Below are 21482 nucleotides of genomic sequence, written 5' to 3'. Positions count from 1 at the left end.
GCCCTCCGAACCGCGAGGGGTATCGCGGGACGGCCGTTAGGCAAGTGAGACGCTCCCCCTGGGAGAACTATCGGATAGCCACCCATTCGCGCGGAGAGTATCGTAGGCAATGCCGACTTGGCGTGGCGAAAAACGCCTCTTGCGGTCGTTCCAGCCATAGACCTTCGCCGTCGCGTCCTCGACGCTGGTCACATGCTCGCGGGTGGCGACCCAATGGACGGTTGCGAGCAATTCAAGTCCAAACGGCGTTTCGAAACCCTCAACCAACTCGCCAACGCGGTCAAAACGGCTTCGCGTCGCGGTGTCCTGGGCCAGGAAGGCTTCAGCATCCTTTACGGCGCCGGGCACCAGTTCAAGCTGTTTGTCGGGAGCATCGCCGCCGTCGTGATACCCCGACACGAGATACCCTTCGATCTTCGTCAGGACATGGCGCAGATTGTCCGCATAGGGACCGTAGTGATGCTTGACATAGTTCAGACGAAGCGGCTCCCCCGCCTCCTGCATGAAATACATCAGCTTCTGAAGCTCGATCAGCGTCACGAACGGGTCCATCAACCCGCCGAGGTAGCGGTTCATCAGGACGACCAGTGCGGCGCGCCCAGCCGTCATGTTCGGTACCTCGCGCGACTTCGTCGCCACCGGCGCGCTGTTCGGCTCGAAGATGATGACGTGAAGGCCATCGATCCCACGTAGCGCTGCTTCGATGCGCGGGCGAACGTCGGCCCAGTTCAGGCCGCCCAGACCGCTTCCGAGCGGAGGGATCGCGATGGAGCGGATGCGGCGGTGGCGGATTTCCTCCACCAGCGCCCTCAGGCCGGAGTCGATATCCTCCATCCGGCTCTTGCCACGCCAGTGGCGCTTGGTCGGGAAGTTGATGATGAACTTCGGGTTGGTGAGCGTGCGCGTCTCGAACACGAACATCTTGCCGGGCTGCACATCTTCGCGCACGCAGGCGACTTCATAAGCCGCGAAATTCTCCGGGAACTCGTTTTTAAACTGAAGCGCGATGCCACGACCCATGATGCCGACGCAGTTGACCGTGTTGACCAGCGCTTCGACGTCCGCCCTCAGGATGTCACCGGTCTTGAGTTCGATCATCGCCATCTCCCCCTCAGTAGTACCAGTCTCGCTTGATCTCAATCCTCGGCCGATGCGCGGCACCCTGCATTGCGTTCGCCACCCTTGACGCCACGCCTTGGGAGTGGATGCCGATGCGTTCGACCAGGTCCCACGGAAACGATCGCTGGACCAGGAACTCTGCCTGTTTGGCTTCCTTGATGTCCGCCGATCGGAAATCGGTCGCCGCAACGGAGTCCCAGTTGATCTCGTCCAATTGGTCGAGCCGGGCGCGGAACTGGGTATAGACCGCCCCCGCGTTCGAGAGCGAGAACGCCCAGCGCTGCCCATTTGCCTGTGCCCATTGCACGACCTGATGCAGATCGGCCTCGAGATGGACAATCGGCTGTTGCCCACCCCGATAGGCAAGCTCGGAATGATTTGCGCAATGGATAACATACAGCATGATCGATCGCGAACAAAAATAGAACGGAACACAATCGCCCACCTTCAACCCGTTGTGGCAGGAGACAGGGAGACCAAGCCGTCGCCGCTTGATGCCGCCCATGCCGATGACCGTCCCGCCCTGCCGTTGTACCATCACCGCATCCGACCACAGACAACCGTCCGCGACGATCGAAGCAAGATTGTCGACATGGACGATGTGGTAGATTTTTGGGCTGGCGTGAACAGGCATGGTCAGGCGGCGGCCTCCTCGTTCTCAGTGTCGTCGGTCACATCGTCGAGGTCCTCGTCGTCGATCGGTTCGCCGATCGCCTCAGGTTCGATGATCTCTGGCAGACTGGTGGCGAGGGCGCGCACATCGAGCTTGCCGGTGACGACATCGGCGATCAGGCGGGTTCGGAACTCCTGGATCAGGAAAATCTCGCGTTCGACCTGACTGATTGCAATATCGATCGCACCGACGCGCTCTCCGAGTTTTACTGCGATATACTGCGCTTCCTTCAGAGGTGGCACAACGAACATAAAGTCCTTAAGAGACGATACAGGTAAATTATTTGCAAGACCTTCTGCACCACTGATAGCTTGTTCGACTTGATCGCGGTAGTATCGACTATTCATGGCGAGAACCATAAAGTCGCTGTCTACAGCTTTCTTGAACATGCAGCGAAAGGTCTTATCTGAAAGTATAAGTCTATACCGCAACGAATTGACCCTGGCGACCGACCCGACAAGAGACGGCGAACCGCTTGCGCGGGAAACCAGTACGTCCCCAAGAGAAACAATGATATTCGGGTTAATTGTAAAATCAGATCTGAGGCGCTTGTGTTCCGTGTCACGGAACAGACCTCGGTTGACGCAGCCGGATTTCAAGACACCCCAGGAGTTAGCTTCAGCAAGTCCCCCCTCAGCCTGCGGGCTAACCCCCTGCTCGATTCGCTCGACGATGTTTCGTAGCCTGACGACCATCCAGTGCTGGGGAACGTGACCGAGCGCTGGAATTTGAGTTGACTGGAGCTTCACGCTGGGGTCAAGACCGCGCGTGACGGCGCGGTGGATGATGGCCTGCTTCTGCTCGTTCAGCAGCGCGATGAGCTTCTTCTTGGCGCGGATCAGCTTCGTGGTCCGGCCGCCGTGCCAGTCCAGAAATCGCACGATCAGTCGCTGCTCATCGAGAGGCGGATAGGGAACAGGTATGGAGCCAAACCGATCCGTGTAGAGCCGCAAGAAGCCAGCCTCACCCGTTCCGAGGCCCTTTGATTCCGAGCGAAACACTGTCGACAATGACGGCAATCGGAAAGCTTCAAGAAGATAGGGGCTGAACGCATCGGGCTTCGGCTCGAAAATGGCGTAATCTGGACTCACTAGACCGCGAACGCTGGCCACGCCGAACAAACCGGCAGCAGCTCGCATGCGGTTCATGACCACCTGTCCGGCTTCAATGATCTTAAAATTGACCAGCGACTCTGCCGGGATTGACTTGCCGCCTGATTCAATGTGGTCGACAAGCCCCTGCCGCATCCTCAGAGACAGAAGCCTCTCTTCACCGGTCCTGGTGCGGTTATCAACCTCTCGCAGGAGCGTTTTGATCCTCCGCATATCCCAATGCGCGGGCACGTCGCCGAGCCACGGCGCACCACTCGGCCTCATCATCGAATATGGGCGAAGCCCACCGATCATCGCCCGACTCCGATGATGTCGGCCATCAGCCCTTCAGTTTCCCTTCCCAACGCCAGGATATCGGCACGGATCGCCTCCAGTGTGCGCAGTGGTTGAGGCTTGTAGAAGTGGCGCGTGAAGCTGATCTCATAGCCGATGGCGACCTTCGCCTCGTCAATCCAGGCGTCGGGGGCGTGCGGAAGCACCTCGCGGCGCATGAAGGCTTCGATCCCGCCCGGCTCCTTCAACGGCACCGTCTCGGTGCCGCGCAAGTCGCCGTCAGATTCGTACTCCACCACGCAGCGCTTGCCGCCGATCATCACGGGGAACAGCCCGCGCAAAGGATCAGGCGAGACCTTACCGGCCTTGTGAATGCGCCGGATGACGAGCGCCCCGTCCTCGGAGATCCGCCCCTCATCCTTCAGTACCTTAATCTCCCTAGGCGCATAGGCGCGTCCGGGATCAATCCCCGTGGCGCGAAGTGGCCGCTCGACCGTCACCTTCGAATAGCCGAATTCGGCGTTATCGAAGATGCGCGATTGCTCCGTCTCCTCGAATGTCTGAAACGTTTCGACGATGCGTTCGATATCGCCTTCGGCCAGTTCGCAGTTCTTCTTGCCGAGGTTCTTGCGCAGCGGGTTGAACCACGCCGTCGCGTCGATGAGTTGAACCTTGCCGCGCCGGTGCCCCGGTTTGCGGTTGGTCAGCACCCAGACATAAGTCGCGATGCCGGTATTGTAGAACATGTTCAACGGCAGGGCGACGATGGCTTCCAGCCAGTCGTTCTCGATGACCCAGCGCCGCACATTGCTCTCGCCGCTTCCGGCGTCGCCGGTGAACAGCGAGGAGCCGTTGTGGACTTCGGCGATGCGGCTACCGAGCGGCGTATCGCGCTTCATCTTGGACAGCATGTTCGCCAGGAACAGCATCTGCCCGTCACTGGACCGCGTGGCGAGGCTGTATTCAGCGTCGCCCGCATGCTCGATCACGAAGCGCGGATCGCGTATCCCCGCCTTGCCGCCCATGCGCTCCTGGTCGCTCTTCCAGCTCTTGCCGTAGGGCGGATTCGACAGCATGAAATCGAATTCGCGGGACGGGAAGGCGTCGTTCGCCAGGGTCGACCATTCCGGCCCGCCGACGATGTTGTCGGCCTCCTCGCCTTCTCCCTTCAGCAGCAGGTCGGCCTTGGCGATGGCGTAGGTTTCGGCGTTGATCTCCTGCCCGAACAGGTGCGTCGAGACTTGCTTTCCCCGCTGCGCGGCAAGATCGTTAAGCGCTTCTTCGGCCACCGTCAACATGCCGCCGGTGCCGCAGGCACCATCATAGAGCAGGTATGTGCCGGACGTGATCTGGTCGGCGATCGGTGCGAAGATCAGCCTCGCCATGAGTTTGACCGCGTCGCGCGGCGTCCAGTGTTCGCCCGCCTCTTCGTTGTTCGCCTCGTTGAAACGGCGGACGAGTTCCTCGAACATCGTGCCCATGGCGTGGTTGTCGAGGGCCGGATGCTTCACCGAGCCGTTGCCGTTCAGGATCGGCCTGGGGCCGAGATTGATCGAGGCATCGAGAAATTTCTCGATCAACGTGCCCAGGACATCAGCCTTGGACAGCTTCGGGATCTGGTTGCGGAACTCGAAATTGTCGAGGATCTCCTGCACATTCGGCGAGAAGCCGTCGAGATAGGCTTCGAAGTCGGCCTTCAATTGCGCCTGGCTCGCGCGGTTGCGCAGATCGCGCAGCGTGAAGCGCGACATGTTGTAGAATGCCTGTCCGGCCGCCTGCCGAAGGGCGGCGTCCTGGTTGGTGATGGCCGCCTTGTCGAGGTTGGCTTTCATCGACAAAACGGCTTGTTTCGTAGGCTCGAGCACGGCGTCGAGCCGCCGGAGCACCGTCATCGGCAGGATCACGTCGCGATATTTGCCCCGGACATAGAGATCCCGGAGTGCATCGTCGGCGATGCCCCAGATGAAGTTCGTGATCCAGCTCAGATCGCCGTTGCCCATGCCCGTCCCTTGCCTCCGCGGCCGATAATACGCTCGGTCGCCGCGATGTCCCCTGCGCCGACGCTGCATTGGAGGCGTCGTCCAGCCGTTGGTATTCTTCCACGGAGATGACCATCACGACGCCATGCCCGCCTTTTGCGATGAGCACCGGCCCTGCGTGCGGTGTCGATCATCAAGCCGAAGGCGTTCTTCGCCTCCCGCGCCGACATGGTTTTCATGATCGAATCCCGTGGCAGTCACTTGCGCCATTTGGGACGAAGTGGCTCTCTTTTCCAAGCATCGGCTTTGCCGATCTACGCCGGACTGAGGCTCTGCGGACCCCTTTTCGCTACGAACTCAAGGCGGCATCCAAGGGAAATATCGATACCGAAAATCCGAATGACGACATTTCGGTGAATTTTGGCCAGTCGCCGGGACAGCGCTCTCAGAAATACCGCCTATTTCATTGGTTGCCGCTGGTCGTAGAGCACGTGCCCCCAGCCAGCCCCTTGAGGGTCAAGTATCCCAAGCCCCTCACTCCCACTCGATCGTCCCCGGCGGCTTCGACGTCACGTCGTACACCACCCGATTGATCCCGTTCACCTCGTTGATGATCCGCGTCGCCGCCCGCCCCAAAAACCCCATGTCGAACGGGAAGAAATCCGCGGTCATGCCGTCGACCGAGGTTACCGCGCGCAAAGCACACACGTGGTCGTAGGTGCGGTAGTCGCCCATCACGCCCACCGTGCGCACGGGCAGCAGCACGGCGAAGGCCTGCCAGATCTTGTCGTAGAGGCCGGCCTTGCGGATCTCGTCGAGGTAGATCGTGTCGGCCTTGCGCAGGATGTCGAGCTTGTCGCGGGTGATGTCGCCGGGCACGCGGATGGCGAGGCCCGGGCCCGGGAAGGGGTGGCGGCCGACGAAGGCTTCGGGCAGGCCGAGCTCGCGGCCCAGCGCCCGGACCTCGTCCTTGAACAGCTCGCGCAAGGGCTCCACCAGCGCCATGTGCATGCGCTCGGGCAGGCCGCCGACATTGTGGTGCGACTTGATGGTGACCGAGGGTCCGCCCGAGAACGAGACGCTTTCGATGACATCGGGATAGAGCGTGCCCTGCGCCAGAAACTCAGCGCCGCCGACCTTCTTGGCCTCGGCCTCGAACACCTCGATGAACAGCTTGCCGATGGTCTTGCGCTTGGTTTCGGGGTCGCTGACGCCGGCGAGGGCGCCGAGGAACAGGTCCGCCGCGTCCACATGCACCAGCGGGATGTTGTAATGGTCGCGGAACAGGCCGACCACCTGTTCGGCTTCCCCGGCCCGCATCAGGCCGTGGTCGACGAAGACGCAGGTGAGCTGCTCGCCGATCGCCTCGTGGATCAGCACCGCCGCGACCGCCGAGTCGACGCCGCCGGAGAGGCCGCAGATCACCTTGCCGTCGCCGACCTGGCGGCGGATCTTGTCGATCATCTCGCGGCGATAGGCCGCCATGGTCCAGTCGGACTTGAGGCCGACGATTTTGTGCACGAAGTTCTGCAGCAGCTTGGCCCCGTCCGGCGTGTGCACCACTTCGGGATGGAACATGGTGGTGTAGTAGCGCCGGCCCTCGTCCACCGCGATGGCGAAGGGGGCGTTCTCCGAGGTGCCGACCACGACGAAGCCCGGCGGCAGCTCGGTGACGCGGTCGCCATGGCTCATCCACACGGGATAGCGCCCGCCCACCTCCCAGACCCCGGCGAAGAGCGGGCTCGCCGCCTTGATCTCGACATCGGCGCGGCCGAACTCGCGGGCGTGCCCGCCCTCGACCTTGCCGCCCTGCTGGGCCGCCAGGGTCTGCTGGCCGTAGCAGATGGCGAGGATCGGCACGCCGGAATCGAACACCGCCTGTGGGGCGCGGGGGCTGCCGGCATCGCAGACCGAGGCCGGGCCGCCGGAGAAGATCACGCCCTTGGGCTTCAGCTTGGCGAAGGCTTCGGCGGCACTCTGGAACGGATGGATCTCGCAATAGACGCCGGCCTCGCGCACGCGCCGGGCGATCAGCTGGGTGACCTGGGAGCCGAAATCGATGATGAGGATGCTGTCATGGGTCATGGCGAGCGCCTAGCGGATCACGATGGAGGAAGCAATCGCGGGATGGGTGGAAGGGGGCTCATGCGTCGCCGCCGCGCCGCAGCACCGCCACGTAGAACCCGTCCGTGGCCGTGCGCCGCGGCGTGAGCTGGACGCCGAGGCCGCGCGGCGAGGCATGGCGGCCGAGCCCGGCAAAGCCCGCCGCGGCCAGGGCTTCGGCCGGCGTGGCCGCCGAGAACCCGTCCTGCCCGCGCAAAAAGGCTTCGACCGCGCCGTCGTTCTCCTCCGGCAGCACCGAGCAGGTGATGTAGACGAGGCGCCCGCCGGGCTTCACGGCGGCCGCGCCCTGGCGCAGCACCCCGGCCTGGTCCTTGATCCGGTCCGCCAGGCTGTTGGGCCGCATGCGCCATTTGGCGTCGGGGTTGCGCCGCCAGGTGCCGGAGCCGCTGCAGGGCGCGTCGATCAGCACCAGGTCCATCCGGCCCGCGAGGTCGCCGAGCTCGGGCGGGCCGCCGCGCGGCGTGCGCACCTGGACGTTGCGCGCACCGGCCCGCTCCAGCCGGTCGTGGATCGGGGCAAGGCGCCGCTTGTCGCTGTCGGTGGCGTAGATCTGGCCCTTGTTGGCCATCGTGGCGGCGAGCTCCAGCGTCTTGCCGCCGGCGCCGGCGCAGAGGTCCAGCACCTGCTCGCCGGGCTCGGCGCGGGCGATCAGGGCGGCGATCTGCGAGCCCTCGTCCTGCACTTCGAACCAGCCCTTGAGGAAGGAGGGCTCCACCTGCACCGAGGGGCCGCGCCCGTCGGCGCCGAGCGGCACCCGCAGGCCCCAGGGCGACAGCACCGTCTCGGCCGCACCGAGTGGAGAGAGCTCGGCCACGGCCTTGTCGCGGCTGGTCTTCAGCGTGTTGACGCGCAGGTCGAGCGGCGCGCGCTCGGCCAGCCCCTGCCCTTCGGCGATCGCCTCGGCGCCGAAAGCGCCGGCGAAGGCCGGCCACAGCCAGTCCGGCACGTCGGCCTGCACGGCGGGCGGCGCCTCCTCGAGGTGGCGGGTGACGAGCGCCTCGCGCTCGGCCGCCGTCAACGGCTCGGGGGCGAAGCGCTCGCCGGAGAACAGCGCGGCGATGGCGTCGGCATCGAGCCGGCGCTGCAGCGCCAGCATGCCGATGACGCCCGCGCGCGGGGTCTCGGCGTCGAGCAGCCAGCGGGCGGAGGCGCGGCGGCGCAGCACGTCATAGGCGAGGCTGGCGATGGCGGCGCGGTCGCCGGAGCCGGCGAAGCGGTGCGCCAGGCCCCAGTCCTTCAGGACGTCGGCGGCGGGCCGGCGGCGGGCGTCGATATCCGCGAGCACCTCGATGGCGGCGGAGAGGCGGGCAGCGGGCGTCACGGCGTCACGGCCGTCGTCAGGATGTCCAAGGCGAAGATCACCCACATCAGGAGCAGCACCGCGACGCCGGCGGCATAGGCGTAGAAGCGCTGCGACAATCGGTTGGAGCCGGTATGGATCCCGGCATGCACGAGGCGCGTCATGACGAACACCCAGGCCAGGACGACGAACAGGAGGTCGGCCTTGCGGGTGATCAGCGCCAGCGCCGTCAGCACGTAGAACAGCACCGGGATCTGGAACTGGTTGTCGAAGCAGTTGCCGGTCTGCGTGGCGCGCTCCGGCCAGGCCTTCTGGCCGAGCACGATGTCGCGCACCTTGACCGCGCCGCTGCGCACCAGGCCGGTGCGCATCAGGCCGAGCCGGATCAGCAGCGCGAAGGTCAGCGCCACCTGCGCGAAGACCGGCAGCAGCACGGCCTGGACCGACATGGGCTCAGCCCCGGCCCGGCTGGTAGTTCGGGCTCTCGCGGGTGATGGTGACGTCGTGGACATGGCTCTCGCGCAGGCCCGCCGAGGAGATGCGCACGAAGCGCGCCTTCTCCTGGAACTCCTCCACCGTCCGGGCGCCGACATAGCCCATCGAGGCGCGCAGGCCCCCGGCAAGCTGGTGCAGCACCGCCCCGACCGGGCCCTTATAGGCCACCTGGCCCTCGATGCCTTCCGGCACCAGCTTCATCGAATCCTTGATGTCGGCCTGGAAATAGCGGTCGGCCGAGCCGCGCGACATCGCGCCGACCGAGCCCATGCCGCGATAGGATTTGTAGGAGCGGCCCTGGTAGAGATAGACCTCGCCGGGCGTCTCGTCGGTGCCGGCCAGCATCGAGCCGACCATGGCCACCGAGGCGCCGGCGGCGATCGCCTTGGCGAAATCGCCGGAATATTTGATGCCGCCGTCGGCGATGACCGGCACGCCGGCCTCGCGCGCGGCGTTGGCGGCGTCGATGATGGCGGTGAGCTGCGGCACGCCGACGCCCGCCACCATGCGCGTGGTGCAGATCGAGCCCGGGCCGATGCCGACCTTGATCGCGTCCGCGCCGGCGTCGATCAGCGCCTTGGCGCCGTCGCCGGTGGCGACATTGCCGGCGATCACCTGCACCGCGTTGGAGGCGCGCTTGATGCGGCCGACCGCGTCGAGCACCTTCTGGGAATGGCCGTGCGCCGTGTCGACCACGACGAGGTCGACGCCGGCATCGATCAGGAGCTCGGAGCGGGCATGGCCGAGGTCGCCGACCGTCGAGGCGGCGGCGACGCGCAGGCGCCCCTGCTCGTCCTTGCAGGCGTTCGGATACAGCGTCGCCTTCTCGATGTCCTTCACCGTCATCAGGCCGACGCAGCGGAACTCGTCGTCGACCACCACCAGCTTCTCGATCCGGTACTGGTGGAGGAGGCGCTTGGCCTCTTCCTGCGTCACCCCTTCGCGCACGGTGATCAGCCGGTCCTTGGTCATCAGCTCGGCCACCGGCTGCTGCTGGTTGGTGGCGAAGCGCACGTCGCGGTTGGTGAGGATGCCGACGAGCTTGCCCGGCACGCCCGGCGCGCCGCCTTCGACCACGGGGATGCCGGAAATGCGGTAGCGGGCCATCAGGGCGAAGGCGTCGGCCAGAGTCCCCTCCGGGCCGATGGTGATCGGGTTGACCACCATGCCGCTCTCATAGCGCTTGACCTGCCTGACCTGCTCGGCCTGCTCCTCCGGCGTGAGGTTGCGGTGGATGACGCCGAGCCCGCCGGCCTGGGCCATGGCGATGGCCATGCGGCTCTCCGTCACCGTGTCCATGGCCGAAGCCAGCAGCGGCAGGTTGACGGAGATCGAGCGGGTGACGCGCGAGCGGATATCGGCCTCGGAGGGCAGGATTTCCGAGTGCCCCGGCGTCAGGAGCACGTCGTCGAAGGTGAGGGCTTCGGGAAAAAGCGACGAATCCACGATCCGGGGCATGACCAACTCTTTCGATGAGGAATGGGGCCGGGCACGGCTGAGTTGGCGCGATCGTCTAACACGCTGGTCCCCCGCGCGAAAGCCCCGTGCATGCAGGGCGGCCATGCGGGCCGGTGGATAATGTCGACGCCGGCCTGTGCCCTCGGCAGCGATGCCCGAAATCCATGACAGGCGCTTGGCGGGCGGCAGCCCGGGCTGCCACTATCGCACGGGAACCTCGACGTCATGGGCGGACTTGTTCAGCCCATCCATGCGAACGCCATGGGCTGGAGAGAAGGGCCCGAGCGGTCGCGAAAGCACCGCCATCGTCGCGTGCGCCGCGCGATCGAATTCGATCGCGCTGGGATGGCCGGGTCGAGCCCGGCCATGACGGAACCGTTGCGGAAAGGACGGTGAACGTCGCGCCGGCCGCGCCCTCAGCGGGCCTCTTCCGCCTCCCCGCCCCTGAACCCGGTCGCCAGCACATACATCTCGCTCGACCCCGCCCGGCTCGCCGCCGGCTTGATGTGCTTCACCGTCGCGAAGTCGCGCTTGAGCAGGGTGAGGATGTCGCTCTCGGTGCCGCCCTGGAACACCTTGGCCAGGAACGCCCCGCCCGGCGCCAGCACCTCGACGGCGAAATGCGCCGCCGCCTCGACCAGGGCGACGATGCGCAGATGGTCGGTGGCGCGGTGGCCCACCGTGTTGGCGGCCATGTCGGAGAGCACGATGTCGGCCGGTCCGCCCAGCATCGCCTTCAGGCGCTCCGGCGCGGCATCGTCCATGAAGTCCATCTGCACGAAGTCGACGCCGGGGATCGGGTCGACGGGCAGGAGGTCGATCGCCACCACCGTGCCTCGGCCGCCCTCCGGCCCTTCCGCCGCCCTGCAGCGGTCGGCCGCGAGCTGCGACCAGCCGCCGGGCGCGGCGCCGAGGTCGAGCACGCGCCGGCCCGGCTTGAGCAGCCCGGCCTTGTCGTCGATCTCCATCAGCTTGTAGACGGCGCGCGAGCGGTAGCCCTCGCGCCTGGCCCGCGCCACGAAGGGGTCGTTGAGCTGGCGCTCCAGCCAGAGCTGCGAGGAGTGCTTGTGGCGCCGGGCATTGCGCAGCCGCACGCCGAGCTCGCGCCCGCCATAGCCGCGCCCGGAGCTGCCCTTCTCGCCGCCGCGCTTGCCGGAGCCGCCGGAACCACCGGCGCCGCCCTTTCCGCCCCCCTTGCCGGTCACGAGCGGGCGTCCCCGCGGCGCCAGACCCCATCCTGCTCCATCATCTCCACCAGCAGCCCCTCGCGCAGGCCGCGGTCGGCGACACGCAGCCGCTCGCAGGGGAAGGCGCGCCGGATCGCCTCGAGGATGGCGCAGCCGGCGAGCACGAGATCGGCCCGCTCCGGCCCGATGCAGGCATTGGCCACCCGGTCCTCGAAGGACATGCCGAGCAGTTCCTCCAGCACGCTGTCGAGCTCGCCCGCCGACATCCACAGCCCGTCGACCCGGCGCCGGTCGTAGCGCGGCAGGCGCAGGTGGATGCCGGCCATGGTGGTGACCGTGCCCGAGGTGCCGAGCATGTGCAGCCGGTCCACCTGCCCGGCGATCGCCTGCTTGTGCTCGAAGCATTCCAGCATCGCGGCGACGTCCTCGACCATCGCCTCGAAGCCACGGCGGGTGACGCGCACGCCGCCATGGCGCTCCGACAGGGTGACGACGCCGACCGGCAGCGAGATCCAGCCGCGCATGGCCGGCGTGCGCCGCCCGCCCGTCCCCTCGAAGCCGAGCCAGACCAGCTCGGAGGAGCCGCCGCCGATGTCGAACAGCACCACGCCCTCGGTGCGGCGGTCGATCAGCGGCACGCAGCCGGCCGCGGCCAGGCGCGCCTCGGTCTCGCGGCTGACGATCTCCAGCTCCAGCCCGGTCTCGCGGCCGACGCGCTCGATGAAGGCGGCGCCGTTGGCGGCGGCGCGGCAGGCTTCGGTGGCGATCAGCCGGGCGCGGTCGACCCGGCGGTCGCGCATCTTCTGGGCGCAGACGCCGAGCGCCTCGATTGCACGCCCCATCGCGCCTTCGTTCAACCGCCCGGAGTGGCTGAGTCCCTCCCCGAGCCGCACGATTCGCGAAAAGGCATCGATGACGCGAAAACCGTCGCCGGCCGGCCGCGCCACCAGCAGGCGGCAATTGTTCGTGCCGAGGTCGATCGCGGCATAGGTATGCTCGCGCCTGACCGGCTGCGCCGGCCGCCTCTCCTCCGGTGCGGCCGTGACGGCCGCATGGCCGGGCGCCCACGCCGCCTCGGCCTCCAATCCCCGTTCCAACGCTTCTGTCCCGGCTGACTTCCGTCGCTGCCGCTGGCGGCGCGCCAAAAGTGCTGTCCCTGTCTTCGCCGGCGAGTGTAGCAAGTTCCGCGCGGCTGGCGAGAGGATTCGCCGGCCGGATGTCCCGGCCGCCGGGCGGAGGTGACGCGGCGCCGCGCGTTCGCTATGAGCAGAGTCCCAGCCTGGAAGCCGCCATGCCCACATCCCCCGCCGCCCCCCGCATCGCCGCGATCCTGGTCGCGGCCGGACGCGGCATCCGCGCCGGCGGCGGCCTGCCCAAGCAGTACCGCCGGCTCGGCGGCAGGAGCGTGCTCGCCCGCTCGCTGGCCCTGTTCGCGGAGCATCCGCGCATCGACGCGGTGCTGGCGGTGATCCATGCCGACGACGGCGACCTCTATGCCGCCGCGGCCAAGGGCGTGCCCAAGCTGGTGCCGCCCGTCGCCGGCGGCGGCACGCGCCAGGCCTCCGGCCTCGCCGGCCTCAGGGCGCTCGCGCCGGCCCCGCCCGACATCGTGCTGATCCACGACGCCGCCCGTCCCTTCACCTCGCCCGCCCTGATCGACCGCGCCATCGACGCGGCGCTCGCCCGCGGCGCCGCCGTGCCCGGCCTGCCCGTGACCGACACGGTCAAGATCGTCGACGGAGACGAGCGCGTCACCGGCACGCCGCCGCGCCAGACCCTGCGTTCGGTGCAGACGCCGCAATCCTTCCGCTTCGGCCTGATCCTTCAGGCGCATGAGCGGGCGGCGGCGGCCGGCGTCGACGGCCTCACCGACGACGGCGCCGTCGCCGAATGGGCCGGCAATCCCCTGTATGTCTTCGAGGGAGAGGCGACCAACATGAAGCTCACCGGCCCGGCCGATTTCGAGGCGGCGGAACGCCTGTTCACCCCGCCGCTCGCGGCGCTCGGCGACGTGCGCACCGGCACCGGCTTCGACGTGCACGCTGTCACCGAGGGCGACCATGTCTGGCTCTGCGGCGTGCGCATCCCGCACGAGCGCGGCCTCAGCGGCCATTCCGACGCCGATGTCGGCCTGCACGCCCTCACCGATGCCGTGCTCGGCGCCATCGGCGACGGCGATATCGGCGCGCATTTCCCGCCTTCGGACATGCGCTGGAAGGGAGCTTCGTCCGACCGCTTCCTCGCCCATGCCGTCGGGCTGGTCGCCGCGCGCGGCGGCGCCGTCGCCCATCTCGACGTGACGCTGCTGTGCGAGGCGCCGAAGATCGGGCCGCATCGGGAAGCGATGCGGGCGCGCATCGCCGGGATCGCCGGCATCGGCATCGAGCGGGTCGGCGTCAAGGCGACGACCATGGAGACGCTCGGCTTCGTCGGGCGGCGCGAGGGCATCGCCGCCATGGCTTCGGCCACCATCCGCCTGCCCTGGACCAATCCGGAGGCCTCGTGATGATCGACCACACCACCATCGAGCTCGCCCGCATCGTGCTCGGGGCCTGCCAAGCCAAGGGCCTCCTGGTCGCGACCGCCGAATCCTGCACCGGCGGCCTGGTCGCCGCAGCGCTCACCGCCGTCGCCGGCTCCTCCGACGTGGTCGACCGCGGCTTCGTCACCTATTCCAACGCGGCGAAGGCCGAGATGCTGGGGGTGCCGCCGGCGCTGATCGGCGAGCACGGCGCGGTCAGCGAGCTTGTCGCCCGCGCCATGGCCGAGGGCGCGATCCGGCATTCCAAGGCGGGCCTGTCCGTCGCGATCACCGGCATTGCCGGGCCGGGCGGCGGCTCGGCGGAAAAGCCCGTCGGCCTGGTGCATTTCGCCGCCAGCCTCGCGGATGGGCGCAGCCTCCACATCGAGCGCCGCTTCGGCGACGTCGGCCGCGATGTCGTGCGGACACGGTCGGTGACGCAGGCGCTGGATCTCCTGCTGCACCTCGCCAAGGACCATGCTGTGGTGGGGTGAGCGGCGCGCGAAAGCCTTCTCCACGCAGTGGGGAAGGTGGCCTTGCGAAGCAAGGTCGGATGGGGTGTGGCGGGCAGGTCGGAACCTGCGTTCGGCTGGCACCACGCTGGTGCAGGATCGGTCGGCCGCGCAATCCTCGCGGACCACACCCCATCCGTCGCCACTACGTGGCGCCACCTTCCCCGCTTCGCGGAGAAGGCTTTTCAGCGCCACATCCTGTCCCCATCCCTCAGCCCGCCGGCACCGCCTTGCCGTAGACCGCATCCGCCCGGCGTTCGAAGGCGTCGGCGAAGCGGCGGAAGGCGGCGTCGAACATCGTGCCCATCAGCATGCCGAGCGTGCGCGAACGGAAGCTGTAGTCGATGAAGAACTCGACGATGCAGCCGCCCTGCCCGTCGTCGCGGAAGCTCCAGCGGTTCTCCAGGTGGCTGAACGGGCCGTCGAGATATTCCACCAGGATGGCGAGCTTCTCCCGGTCCAGGGTGACGCGGCTGCCGAACGTCTCGCGGAACACCTTGTAGGCCACCGTCATGTCGGCGACCACCACCATGCGCCCGTCCGCCTCCTCGGTCCGCCGCCTGACCCGCAGCGCCTGGCACAGCGGCACGAACAGCGGGTATTTGTCGACGTCGGCGACGAGGTCGAACATGTCGACAGCCCGGTGCCGGACGCGGCGCGTGGTGCGGAAGGACGGCATGGACGGGTGGGCCTCCTCTTGCCCCAGATGGCCCTGGGGCCGGCGCTTGCAAAGATGCGGCGTATCAGCGCCCCAGCCTGGCCTCGCGGTTGGCGCGCAGCCTGGCGAAATCCTCGCCCGCATGGTGCGAGGAGCGCGTCAGCGGCGAGGAGGACACCATCAGGAAGCCCTTGGCATAGGCGATGGTCTCATAGGCCTTGAACGCGTCGGGCGTGACGTAGGCCACGACAGGATGGTGCTTGCGCGACGGCGCGAGATATTGGCCGATGGTGATGAAGTCGACATCGGCCGAGCGCAGGTCGTCCATCAGCTGCAGCACCTCGTTGCGCTCCTCGCCGAGGCCGACCATGATCCCCGACTTGGTGAAGATGGTGGCATCGAGTTCCTTCACCTTCTGCAAGAGCCGCATGGAGTGGAAATAGCGCGCGCCCGGGCGCACCGTGAGGTAGCGCGAGGCCACCGTCTCCATGTTGTGGTTGAACACGTCGGGCCGGGCCGCCACCACGGTCTCCAGCGCCCCCTCCTTGCGCAGGAAGTCCGGCGTCAGCACCTCGATGGTGGTGCCGGGGCTGCGGCGGCGGATGGCGCGGATCACCTGCGCGAAGTGCTCGGCGCCGCCGTCGGCGAGGTCGTCTCGGTCGACCGAGGTGATGACCACATGGGTCAGCCCGAGCTTGGCCACGGCGATGGCGGTGTTCTCCGGCTCGGCCGGGTCGAGCGCGCCGGGCATGCCGGTCTTGACGTTGCAGAAGGCGCAGGCCCGCGTGCAGGTGTCGCCCATGATCATGAAGGTGGCGTGCTTCTTCTCCCAGCACTCGCCGATATTGGGGCAGCCGGCCTCCTCGCACACCGTGACCAGCTTGTTCTCGCGCACGATCGCCTGCGTCTCGCGCCATTGCGGCGAGCCCGGTGCCTTCACCCGGATCCATTCCGGCTTGCGCAGGATCGGCTGGTCCGGCCGGTGCGCCTTCTCCGGATGGCGCGGGCGGGTGTCGTTCTTCAGGAGATCGATGACGACGGGCATGAAGATCCTCGCGACGGCCGCAGGGCGGGCGGGACCCCGAACGCCGCGCCGGCGCCCCGCAGACTCAAGACCGCCCTCGGCCGGCCGCGGCGGCGATCCCGCGCAGCCCGCCTAGGGCTTGGGTAGCATATCACGGACGAGGCAGCCGATCAGCGCGCCGCCGAACCCGGAGAACAAGACAAATAGGTCCTCGATCTCGGGAACGAAAGTGTGAAGTGCGAAGGGGGCGGCATAGGCGCCGACGATGGCGGCTAGGAGATAGTCCCAGGCGGCGAAGACCTGGCCGGTGTAGAGGCGCACCGCCGTGCCCGCCATCACGGCGGTCAGCCCGAGATCGAGCCAGTCCGACCAGTCCACGGCGACACTCCGGCGCCCCCGTCGAGACTGCATCGCCCGGCCTTAAGGATTGATGCACGCTGGCGCCGGCATGCCTGCCCTGCGCGGCGCGCAGGCGCGCGCGCTTAACGGGATGGTAGCATCACGTCTGCTTATCTCGTGCCATGCGCACCCTCGGCGAGATCGCGGCTCCGGGCCGCAACAATTTCTCCGCGATCCGCCTGGCGGCGGCGGTCGCCGTGCTCGCCGCCCATTCCAGCACGGTGGTCTCCGGCCGGCTGGCGCTGGCGCCCGGCGAGGTGCCCGGCTTCGACCTCGGCGGCCTCGCCGTCGACGTGTTCTTCGTGCTCTCGGGCGTGATGATCAGCGCCAGCCTGGAGCGCTCGCCCCGCCTCATGGCCTTCGCCTTCGCCCGGGTGATGCGGATCATGCCGGCGGTGGTGGTCTACGCCCTGTTCGTCGCCCTGGTGGTCGGTCCGGTGGTGACGGCGCGTCCGCTCGCCGCCTATTTCGAGGATGCCGGCTTCTGGCGCTACATCGCCCGCACCATGCTGATCTTCGACGGCAATGCCGGCCTGCCCGGCGTGTTCGGCGGGCTGCCCGTGCCCTACGACCTCAACATCCCGCTCTGGACCCTGAAATACGAGGCGGCCTGCTATCTCGGCCTGGTCGGCCTGTCGCTCGCCGGGATTCTCGCCAGCGACCGGCGGCTCGCACTGTTTCTCGCCGTCTTCGCCCTCGTCGCCCTCGCCGCCGGCGCCCATGACGCCGACGTCGCCGAGACCATCGGCGCCAAGGGCCATGTCGTGCGCTTCGCCAGCTGCTTCCTCATCGGGGTCGCGGCCTATCGCTGGCGCGACCGCCTGCCCTTGTCGCCGCCCGTCGCGGCAGCGCTGCTGGTGCTGTGGTGGCTCGGCTCCGGCACCTTCCTCGGCCATCCCCTCGGCTATGTCGCGCTCGGCTATGGCGCGCTGGTCCTCGCCATGCTGCCGGGCGGCCCGATCCGCCGCCTGACCGACGCCACCGACCTCTCCTACGGCATCTACATCTACGGCTGGCTGTCGCTGCAGGTCACGACCTTCGCCGTGCCCGGCCTGCATCCCCTCGGCACCTTCCTCCTGGCCCTGCCGCTCGCGGCGGCCTGCGCCGCCGCCTCCTGGCACTTCGTCGAGGCGCCGGTGCTCGCCTACAAGAAGCACTGGCTGGCCCTGCGGAGCCGCACGCCGGTGGGGGCGGCTCCGTAGGGAGACGTGGTCAGAGCGTCCCGGCGCGGCACGCGCGACGCTCTTCGCTTCCCGCAACGGTTCCGTCATGGCCGGATCAAGTCCGTCCATGACGCCGAAGCTCCGACGCCGCCTCACATGTGGATGGCGCGGCCGTAGGCGTCGAGCACGCTCTCGTGCATCATCTCCGAGAGGGTGGGATGCGGGAACACCGCATGCATCAGCTCCTCCTCGGTGGTCTCGAGATTCATGGCGATGACGAAGCCCTGGATCAGCTCGGTCACCTCGGCGCCGACCATGTGCGCGCCGAGCAGCTTGCCGGTCTTGGCGTCGAACACGGTCTTGACCAGGCCCTCGGGCTCGCCGAGCGCGATGGCCTTGCCGTTGCCGATGAAGGGGAAGCGGCCGACCTTGACCTCGTAGCCCGCCTCCTTCGCCTTCTTCTCGGTCAGGCCGACGCTGGCGACCTGCGGCGTGCAATAGGTGCAGCCCGGGATCTTGTCCTTCTCCAGGGGGTGCGGGTGCTTGCCGGCGATCGCCTCGACGCAGACCACGCCCTCGTGCTCGGCCTTGTGGGCCAGCATCGGCGGCCCGGCGACGTCGCCGATGGCATAGATGCCGGGCACGCTGGTGCGCGCGACGCCGTCGGTGACGATGCAGCCGCGCTCCGTCTTCACCCCGAGCTTCTCCAGGCCGAGATTCTCGATGTTGCCGACCACGCCGACGGCCGAGATCAGCCGGTCGGCGGTGATCGCCTGCGTCTTGCCGTCGGCGGTCTCGACCGTGGCGGTGACGGAATTGGCGCCCTTCTCCACCTTGGTGACCTTGGCGCCGGTAAGGATCTTGAAGCCCTGCTTCTCGAAGCGCTTGCGGGCGTGGGCGGCGATCTCCTCGTCCTCGACGGGCAGGATCTGCGGCAGCACCTCCACCACGGTCACCTCGGCGCCGAGGGTGCGATAGAACGAGGCGAACTCGATGCCGATGGCGCCCGAGCCGATCACCAGCAGCGATTTCGGCGTCTCCGCCGGCACCATGGCGTCGAAATAGGTCCAGATCAGCTTGCGGTCGGGCTCGATGCCGGGCAGCACGCGCGGGCGCGCCCCGGTGGCGAGGATGATGTGCTTGGCCTGGTAGGTGCCCGGCCCCTGCGCGCCCTTGGGCGGCGGGATCGGCGGCCCCTGCACCGACCTGGTCGAGGCCACGACCGAGATCTCGCCGGGCTTGGTGATGGTGGCCTCGCCCCAGATCACGTCGACCTTGTTCTTCTTCAGGAGGAAGCCGACGCCGGTGGCGAGCTGGGCCGAGACGCCGCGCGAGCGCTTGACCACCGCCGCGGTGTCGGCGCTGATCGAGCCGTTCAGGACGAGGCCGTAATCCTTGGCGTGCTGGCCATAATGCAGGATCTCGGCCGAGCGCAGCAGCGCCTTGGTCGGGATGCAGCCCCAGTTGAGGCAGATGCCGCCAAGATGCTCGCGCTCGACCACCGCCGTCTTCAGGCCGAGCTGCGCCGCCCGGATGGCGGTGACATAGCCGCCCGGCCCGGACCCGATGACGATGACGTCGTAGGAACTCATGAGACATCTCCAGAAGGCGACGACGCCTGCCATCCCCCTCCCCCTTGTGGGGAGGGGCTAGGGGTGGGGGTCGTGGTGTGCTCGCCCAATACGGCAAGTATCGTGTCGACGACGGAGCGCGTCTCGCGCATCACGTCGCGGTTCCAGAAGCGCAAGATGCGGAAGCCCTGCGCCTCGAAGAAGTGGCTTCGCCGCTGGTCATGAGCGCGTTCGGCTTCGAAACCGTGCTGCTCGCCGTCGACCTCGATGATCAGCTTTGCCTGCAGGGATACGAAGTCAACGACATACGGCCCGATCGGGGCCTGCCGGCGAAAGTGCCCGATCGCCGGAGGCAGGTCGTGCCTCAACGCCCGCCAAAGCCTCTTCTCGGCCTCAGTCGGCCCTCGCCGCATCGATCTCGCGTTGCGCCGAGCCTGCATATCCGTCGACGCGCCTGAGCCCTGGCCCCATACCATCGCGAACGATTGCCTTTTCGCTCATCCTGTACGACCCCCACCCCTCACCCCTCCCCACAAGGGGGAGGGGAAAAAACGAGCGTCGCGCCTTTCTTGCTACACCAGCATCCCCATCGGCTTCTCGATATAGCCCCGGATCGCCTGCATCAGCTCGGCGCCCAGCGCGCCGTCGACGGCGCGGTGGTCGGTGGAGAGGGTCAGCGACATGATGGTGGCGATCTTGATCTCCTGGCCCTTGACCACCGGCTGCTTCAGCCCGGCGCCGACCGCCAGGATGGTGGCGTGCGGCGGGTTGACGATGGCCGCGAACGACTTCACCCCGAACATGCCGAGGTTCGACACCGAGCCGGTGCCGCCCTGGTACTCCTCGGGCTTGAGCTTGCGGGCCTTGGCGCGGGCGGCGAGGTCCTTCATCTCGTTGGAGATGGCCGACAGCGTCTTGTGGCCGGCATCGCGCACGATCGGCGTGATCAGGCCGCCGGGGATCGACACGGCGACGCCGACATCGGCATGCTTGTGCTTGAGCATCGCCCCGTCGGTCCAGGACACGTTGGCCTCCGGCACGGCCCTGAGCGCCAGCGCGTAGCCCTTGATCACCATGTCGTTGACCGAGATCTTGTAGAGCGGCTTGGCGTCCTTGTCCAAGGGCGCGCTGGTGTTGATCTGCTCGCGCAGGGCCAGGAGCGCGTCGATCTCGACCTCGGCGGTGAGGTAGAAATGCGGGATCGTCGACTTGGCCTCGGAGAGGCGGCGGGCGATGGTCTTGCGCATGCCGTCATGCGGCACTTCCTCGTAGGAGCCCTCGGCGAAGAGCTTCTTCACCTGCTCGTCCGACGGGCCGGCCGGCGCTGCGGCGGGCTTGGGCGCCGGGGCAGCGGCCGCCTGCGGCGGGGCCGCGGCCCTGGCCCCACCCCCGGCGATCGCCGCCTTGACGTCCTTCTCGACGACGCGGCCATGCGGGCCGGAGCCGGCGATGGCGGCGATGTCGAGCCCGGCCTCCTTGGCGACGCGCTTGGCCAGCGGCGATGCGAACACGCGCGCGCCGTTGACCGCTGCCGACGCGGCGGCGGCCGCCGGAGCGGCCTTGGCGGGCTCGGGCGCGGCCGGCTTCGGCGCCTCGGCGGCGGGCGCCGCCTTGGGCGCCTCGGCCTTGGGCGCCGCGCCGGCGCCGACCGACCTGGCGTCCTCGCCCTCGCCGGCGATCACGCCGATCACCTGATTGACCGGCACGTCGGCGGTGCCCTCGGCCACGACGATCTTGGCCAGCACGCCTTCGTCGACCGCCTCCACCTCCATGGTGGCCTTGTCGGTCTCGATCTCGGCGATCACGTCGCCGGACTTGATGGTGTCGCCCTCCTTCTTCAGCCATTTGGAGAGGTTGCCCTTCTCCATGGTCGGCGAGAGGGCGGGCATCAGGATGTTGACGGGCATCGGACGG

19 protein-coding genes are annotated in these 21482 nt (G+C 67.8%); 3 read left to right on the top strand and 16 right to left on the bottom strand.

Annotation, left to right across the window (positions count from 1 at the left end):
• Window positions 1-36: 36 nt before the first annotated feature.
• From darG to QO011_RS07125, 10 genes are all read right to left on the bottom strand, one after another.
• Entirely contained in the window at window positions 37-1098 is a 1062-nt protein-coding gene (gene darG / locus QO011_RS07170) for a type II toxin-antitoxin system antitoxin DNA ADP-ribosyl glycohydrolase DarG (RefSeq protein WP_307269656.1), read from the bottom strand.
• Between the two features lie 13 nt (window positions 1099-1111).
• On the bottom strand, window positions 1112-1753 hold the full coding sequence (darT, locus tag QO011_RS07165) for a type II toxin-antitoxin system toxin DNA ADP-ribosyl transferase DarT (RefSeq protein ID WP_307269654.1): 642 nt from the start codon (window positions 1751-1753) through the stop codon (window positions 1112-1114).
• 2 nt (window positions 1754-1755) lie between these two features.
• On the bottom strand, window positions 1756-3198 hold the full coding sequence (locus QO011_RS07160; protein ID WP_307269653.1) for a restriction endonuclease subunit S: 1443 nt from the start codon (window positions 3196-3198) through the stop codon (window positions 1756-1758).
• Window positions 3195-5177 (bottom strand): type I restriction-modification system subunit M, encoded by a 1983-nt coding sequence (locus tag QO011_RS07155; RefSeq protein ID WP_307269652.1) that lies wholly within the window; start codon window positions 5175-5177, stop codon window positions 3195-3197. The genes QO011_RS07160 and QO011_RS07155 overlap by 4 nt, the downstream gene beginning before the upstream one ends.
• Window positions 5178-5690: 513 nt before the next feature.
• Window positions 5691-7241 carry a glutamine-hydrolyzing GMP synthase gene (guaA, locus tag QO011_RS07150; protein WP_307269651.1) on the bottom strand — a complete coding sequence of 517 codons (1551 nt, stop codon included), beginning with the start codon at window positions 7239-7241 and terminating at the stop codon, window positions 5691-5693.
• Window positions 7242-7299: 58 nt separating this feature from the next.
• Complete coding sequence (locus tag QO011_RS07145; protein WP_307269650.1) at window positions 7300-8601, bottom strand: RsmB/NOP family class I SAM-dependent RNA methyltransferase; 1302 nt, start codon at window positions 8599-8601, stop codon at window positions 7300-7302.
• Window positions 8598-9029, bottom strand: a complete 432-nt coding sequence (locus QO011_RS07140) for an MAPEG family protein (protein WP_307269647.1) — start codon at window positions 9027-9029, stop codon at window positions 8598-8600. Before QO011_RS07140 ends, QO011_RS07145 begins: the two co-directional genes overlap by 4 nt.
• Before the next feature lie 4 nt (window positions 9030-9033).
• Window positions 9034-10533, bottom strand: a complete 1500-nt coding sequence (gene guaB, locus QO011_RS07135; protein WP_307269645.1) for an IMP dehydrogenase — start codon at window positions 10531-10533, stop codon at window positions 9034-9036.
• Between the two features lie 416 nt (window positions 10534-10949).
• Window positions 10950-11627 (bottom strand): RlmE family RNA methyltransferase, encoded by a 678-nt coding sequence (locus tag QO011_RS07130; RefSeq protein WP_307270912.1) that lies wholly within the window; start codon window positions 11625-11627, stop codon window positions 10950-10952.
• 107 nt (window positions 11628-11734) lie between these two features.
• Window positions 11735-12817 carry a Ppx/GppA phosphatase family protein gene (locus QO011_RS07125; protein ID WP_370881917.1) on the bottom strand — a complete coding sequence of 361 codons (1083 nt, stop codon included), beginning with the start codon at window positions 12815-12817 and terminating at the stop codon, window positions 11735-11737.
• A 194-nt stretch (window positions 12818-13011) separates the two neighbouring features.
• Here QO011_RS07125 and QO011_RS07120 point away from each other — a divergent pair, with 194 nt between their 5' ends.
• Both QO011_RS07120 and QO011_RS07115 read left to right on the top strand, forming a co-directional pair.
• A complete protein-coding gene (locus tag QO011_RS07120; protein WP_307269639.1) occupies window positions 13012-14226 on the top strand; it encodes a bifunctional 2-C-methyl-D-erythritol 4-phosphate cytidylyltransferase/2-C-methyl-D-erythritol 2,4-cyclodiphosphate synthase in 1215 nt (404 codons plus the stop codon).
• Complete coding sequence (locus QO011_RS07115) at window positions 14226-14735, top strand: CinA family protein (protein ID WP_307269636.1); 510 nt, start codon at window positions 14226-14228, stop codon at window positions 14733-14735. The genes QO011_RS07120 and QO011_RS07115 overlap by 1 nt, the downstream gene beginning before the upstream one ends.
• Window positions 14736-14964: 229 nt before the next feature.
• Here the strand turns inward: QO011_RS07115 and QO011_RS07110 are convergent, their stop codons facing one another.
• The 3 genes from QO011_RS07110 to QO011_RS07100 all read right to left on the bottom strand — a co-directional run bounded on the left by QO011_RS07110 (window position 14965) and on the right by QO011_RS07100 (window position 16813).
• Window positions 14965-15432, bottom strand: coding sequence for a type II toxin-antitoxin system RatA family toxin (locus QO011_RS07110; RefSeq protein WP_307269633.1), 468 nt, complete (start codon window positions 15430-15432; stop codon window positions 14965-14967).
• A 64-nt stretch (window positions 15433-15496) separates the two neighbouring features.
• Window positions 15497-16456 carry a lipoyl synthase gene (gene lipA, locus QO011_RS07105; protein WP_307269630.1) on the bottom strand — a complete coding sequence of 320 codons (960 nt, stop codon included), beginning with the start codon at window positions 16454-16456 and terminating at the stop codon, window positions 15497-15499.
• A gap of 111 nt (window positions 16457-16567) precedes the next feature.
• On the bottom strand, window positions 16568-16813 hold the full coding sequence (locus tag QO011_RS07100) for a hypothetical protein (protein WP_307269628.1): 246 nt from the start codon (window positions 16811-16813) through the stop codon (window positions 16568-16570).
• A 143-nt stretch (window positions 16814-16956) separates the two neighbouring features.
• Between QO011_RS07100 and QO011_RS07095 the strand changes: the two genes are divergently transcribed.
• A complete protein-coding gene (locus QO011_RS07095) occupies window positions 16957-18036 on the top strand; it encodes an acyltransferase family protein (RefSeq protein WP_307269627.1) in 1080 nt (359 codons plus the stop codon).
• 113 nt (window positions 18037-18149) lie between these two features.
• Here the strand turns inward: QO011_RS07095 and lpdA are convergent, their stop codons facing one another.
• From lpdA to QO011_RS07080, 3 genes are all read right to left on the bottom strand, one after another.
• Window positions 18150-19589, bottom strand: coding sequence for a dihydrolipoyl dehydrogenase (lpdA, locus tag QO011_RS07090; RefSeq protein ID WP_307269625.1), 1440 nt, complete (start codon window positions 19587-19589; stop codon window positions 18150-18152).
• Window positions 19586-19981, bottom strand: coding sequence for an endonuclease domain-containing protein (locus QO011_RS07085; RefSeq protein WP_307269623.1), 396 nt, complete (start codon window positions 19979-19981; stop codon window positions 19586-19588). Before QO011_RS07085 ends, lpdA begins: the two co-directional genes overlap by 4 nt.
• 159 nt (window positions 19982-20140) lie before the next feature.
• The gene (locus QO011_RS07080; RefSeq protein ID WP_307269621.1) at window positions 20141-21475 is read right to left on the bottom strand and encodes a pyruvate dehydrogenase complex dihydrolipoamide acetyltransferase; all 1335 of its coding nucleotides are present in this window, start codon (window positions 21473-21475) and stop codon (window positions 20141-20143) included.
• Window positions 21476-21482: the final 7 nt, after the last annotated feature.

It is taken from the genome of Labrys wisconsinensis (genome assembly GCF_030814995.1).
Taxonomy (GTDB): Bacteria; Pseudomonadota; Alphaproteobacteria; order Rhizobiales; family Labraceae; genus Labrys; species Labrys wisconsinensis.
Note: the sequence above shows the minus strand (reverse complement) of the source record. Positions and strands in the feature narration are given on the sequence as shown.

Bases quoted from the DNA above. Each gene is read 5' to 3' on its own strand.
- QO011_RS07110 (WP_307269633.1), bottom strand. From the start codon at position 15,432: ATGCCGTCCTTCCGCACCACGCGCCGCGTCCGGCACCGGGCTGTCGAC.
- QO011_RS07160 (WP_307269653.1), bottom strand. From the start codon at position 3,198: ATGATCGGTGGGCTTCGCCCATATTCGATGATGAGGCCGAGTGGTGCG.
- QO011_RS07080 (WP_307269621.1), bottom strand. From the start codon at position 21,475: ATGCCCGTCAACATCCTGATGCCCGCCCTCTCGCCGACCATGGAGAAG.
- QO011_RS07085 (WP_307269623.1), bottom strand. From the start codon at position 19,981: ATGCGGCGAGGGCCGACTGAGGCCGAGAAGAGGCTTTGGCGGGCGTTG.
- lipA (WP_307269630.1), bottom strand. From the start codon at position 16,456: ATGCCCGTCGTCATCGATCTCCTGAAGAACGACACCCGCCCGCGCCAT.
- lpdA (WP_307269625.1), bottom strand. From the start codon at position 19,589: ATGAGTTCCTACGACGTCATCGTCATCGGGTCCGGGCCGGGCGGCTAT.
- QO011_RS07155 (WP_307269652.1), bottom strand. From the start codon at position 5,177: ATGGGCAACGGCGATCTGAGCTGGATCACGAACTTCATCTGGGGCATC.
- QO011_RS07095 (WP_307269627.1), top strand. From the start codon at position 16,957: ATGCGCACCCTCGGCGAGATCGCGGCTCCGGGCCGCAACAATTTCTCC.
- QO011_RS07140 (WP_307269647.1), bottom strand. From the start codon at position 9,029: ATGTCGGTCCAGGCCGTGCTGCTGCCGGTCTTCGCGCAGGTGGCGCTG.
- QO011_RS07120 (WP_307269639.1), top strand. From the start codon at position 13,012: ATGCCCACATCCCCCGCCGCCCCCCGCATCGCCGCGATCCTGGTCGCG.
- darT (WP_307269654.1), bottom strand. From the start codon at position 1,753: ATGCCTGTTCACGCCAGCCCAAAAATCTACCACATCGTCCATGTCGAC.
- QO011_RS07115 (WP_307269636.1), top strand. From the start codon at position 14,226: ATGATCGACCACACCACCATCGAGCTCGCCCGCATCGTGCTCGGGGCC.
- darG (WP_307269656.1), bottom strand. From the start codon at position 1,098: ATGATCGAACTCAAGACCGGTGACATCCTGAGGGCGGACGTCGAAGCG.
- guaB (WP_307269645.1), bottom strand. From the start codon at position 10,533: ATGCCCCGGATCGTGGATTCGTCGCTTTTTCCCGAAGCCCTCACCTTC.
- guaA (WP_307269651.1), bottom strand. From the start codon at position 7,241: ATGACCCATGACAGCATCCTCATCATCGATTTCGGCTCCCAGGTCACC.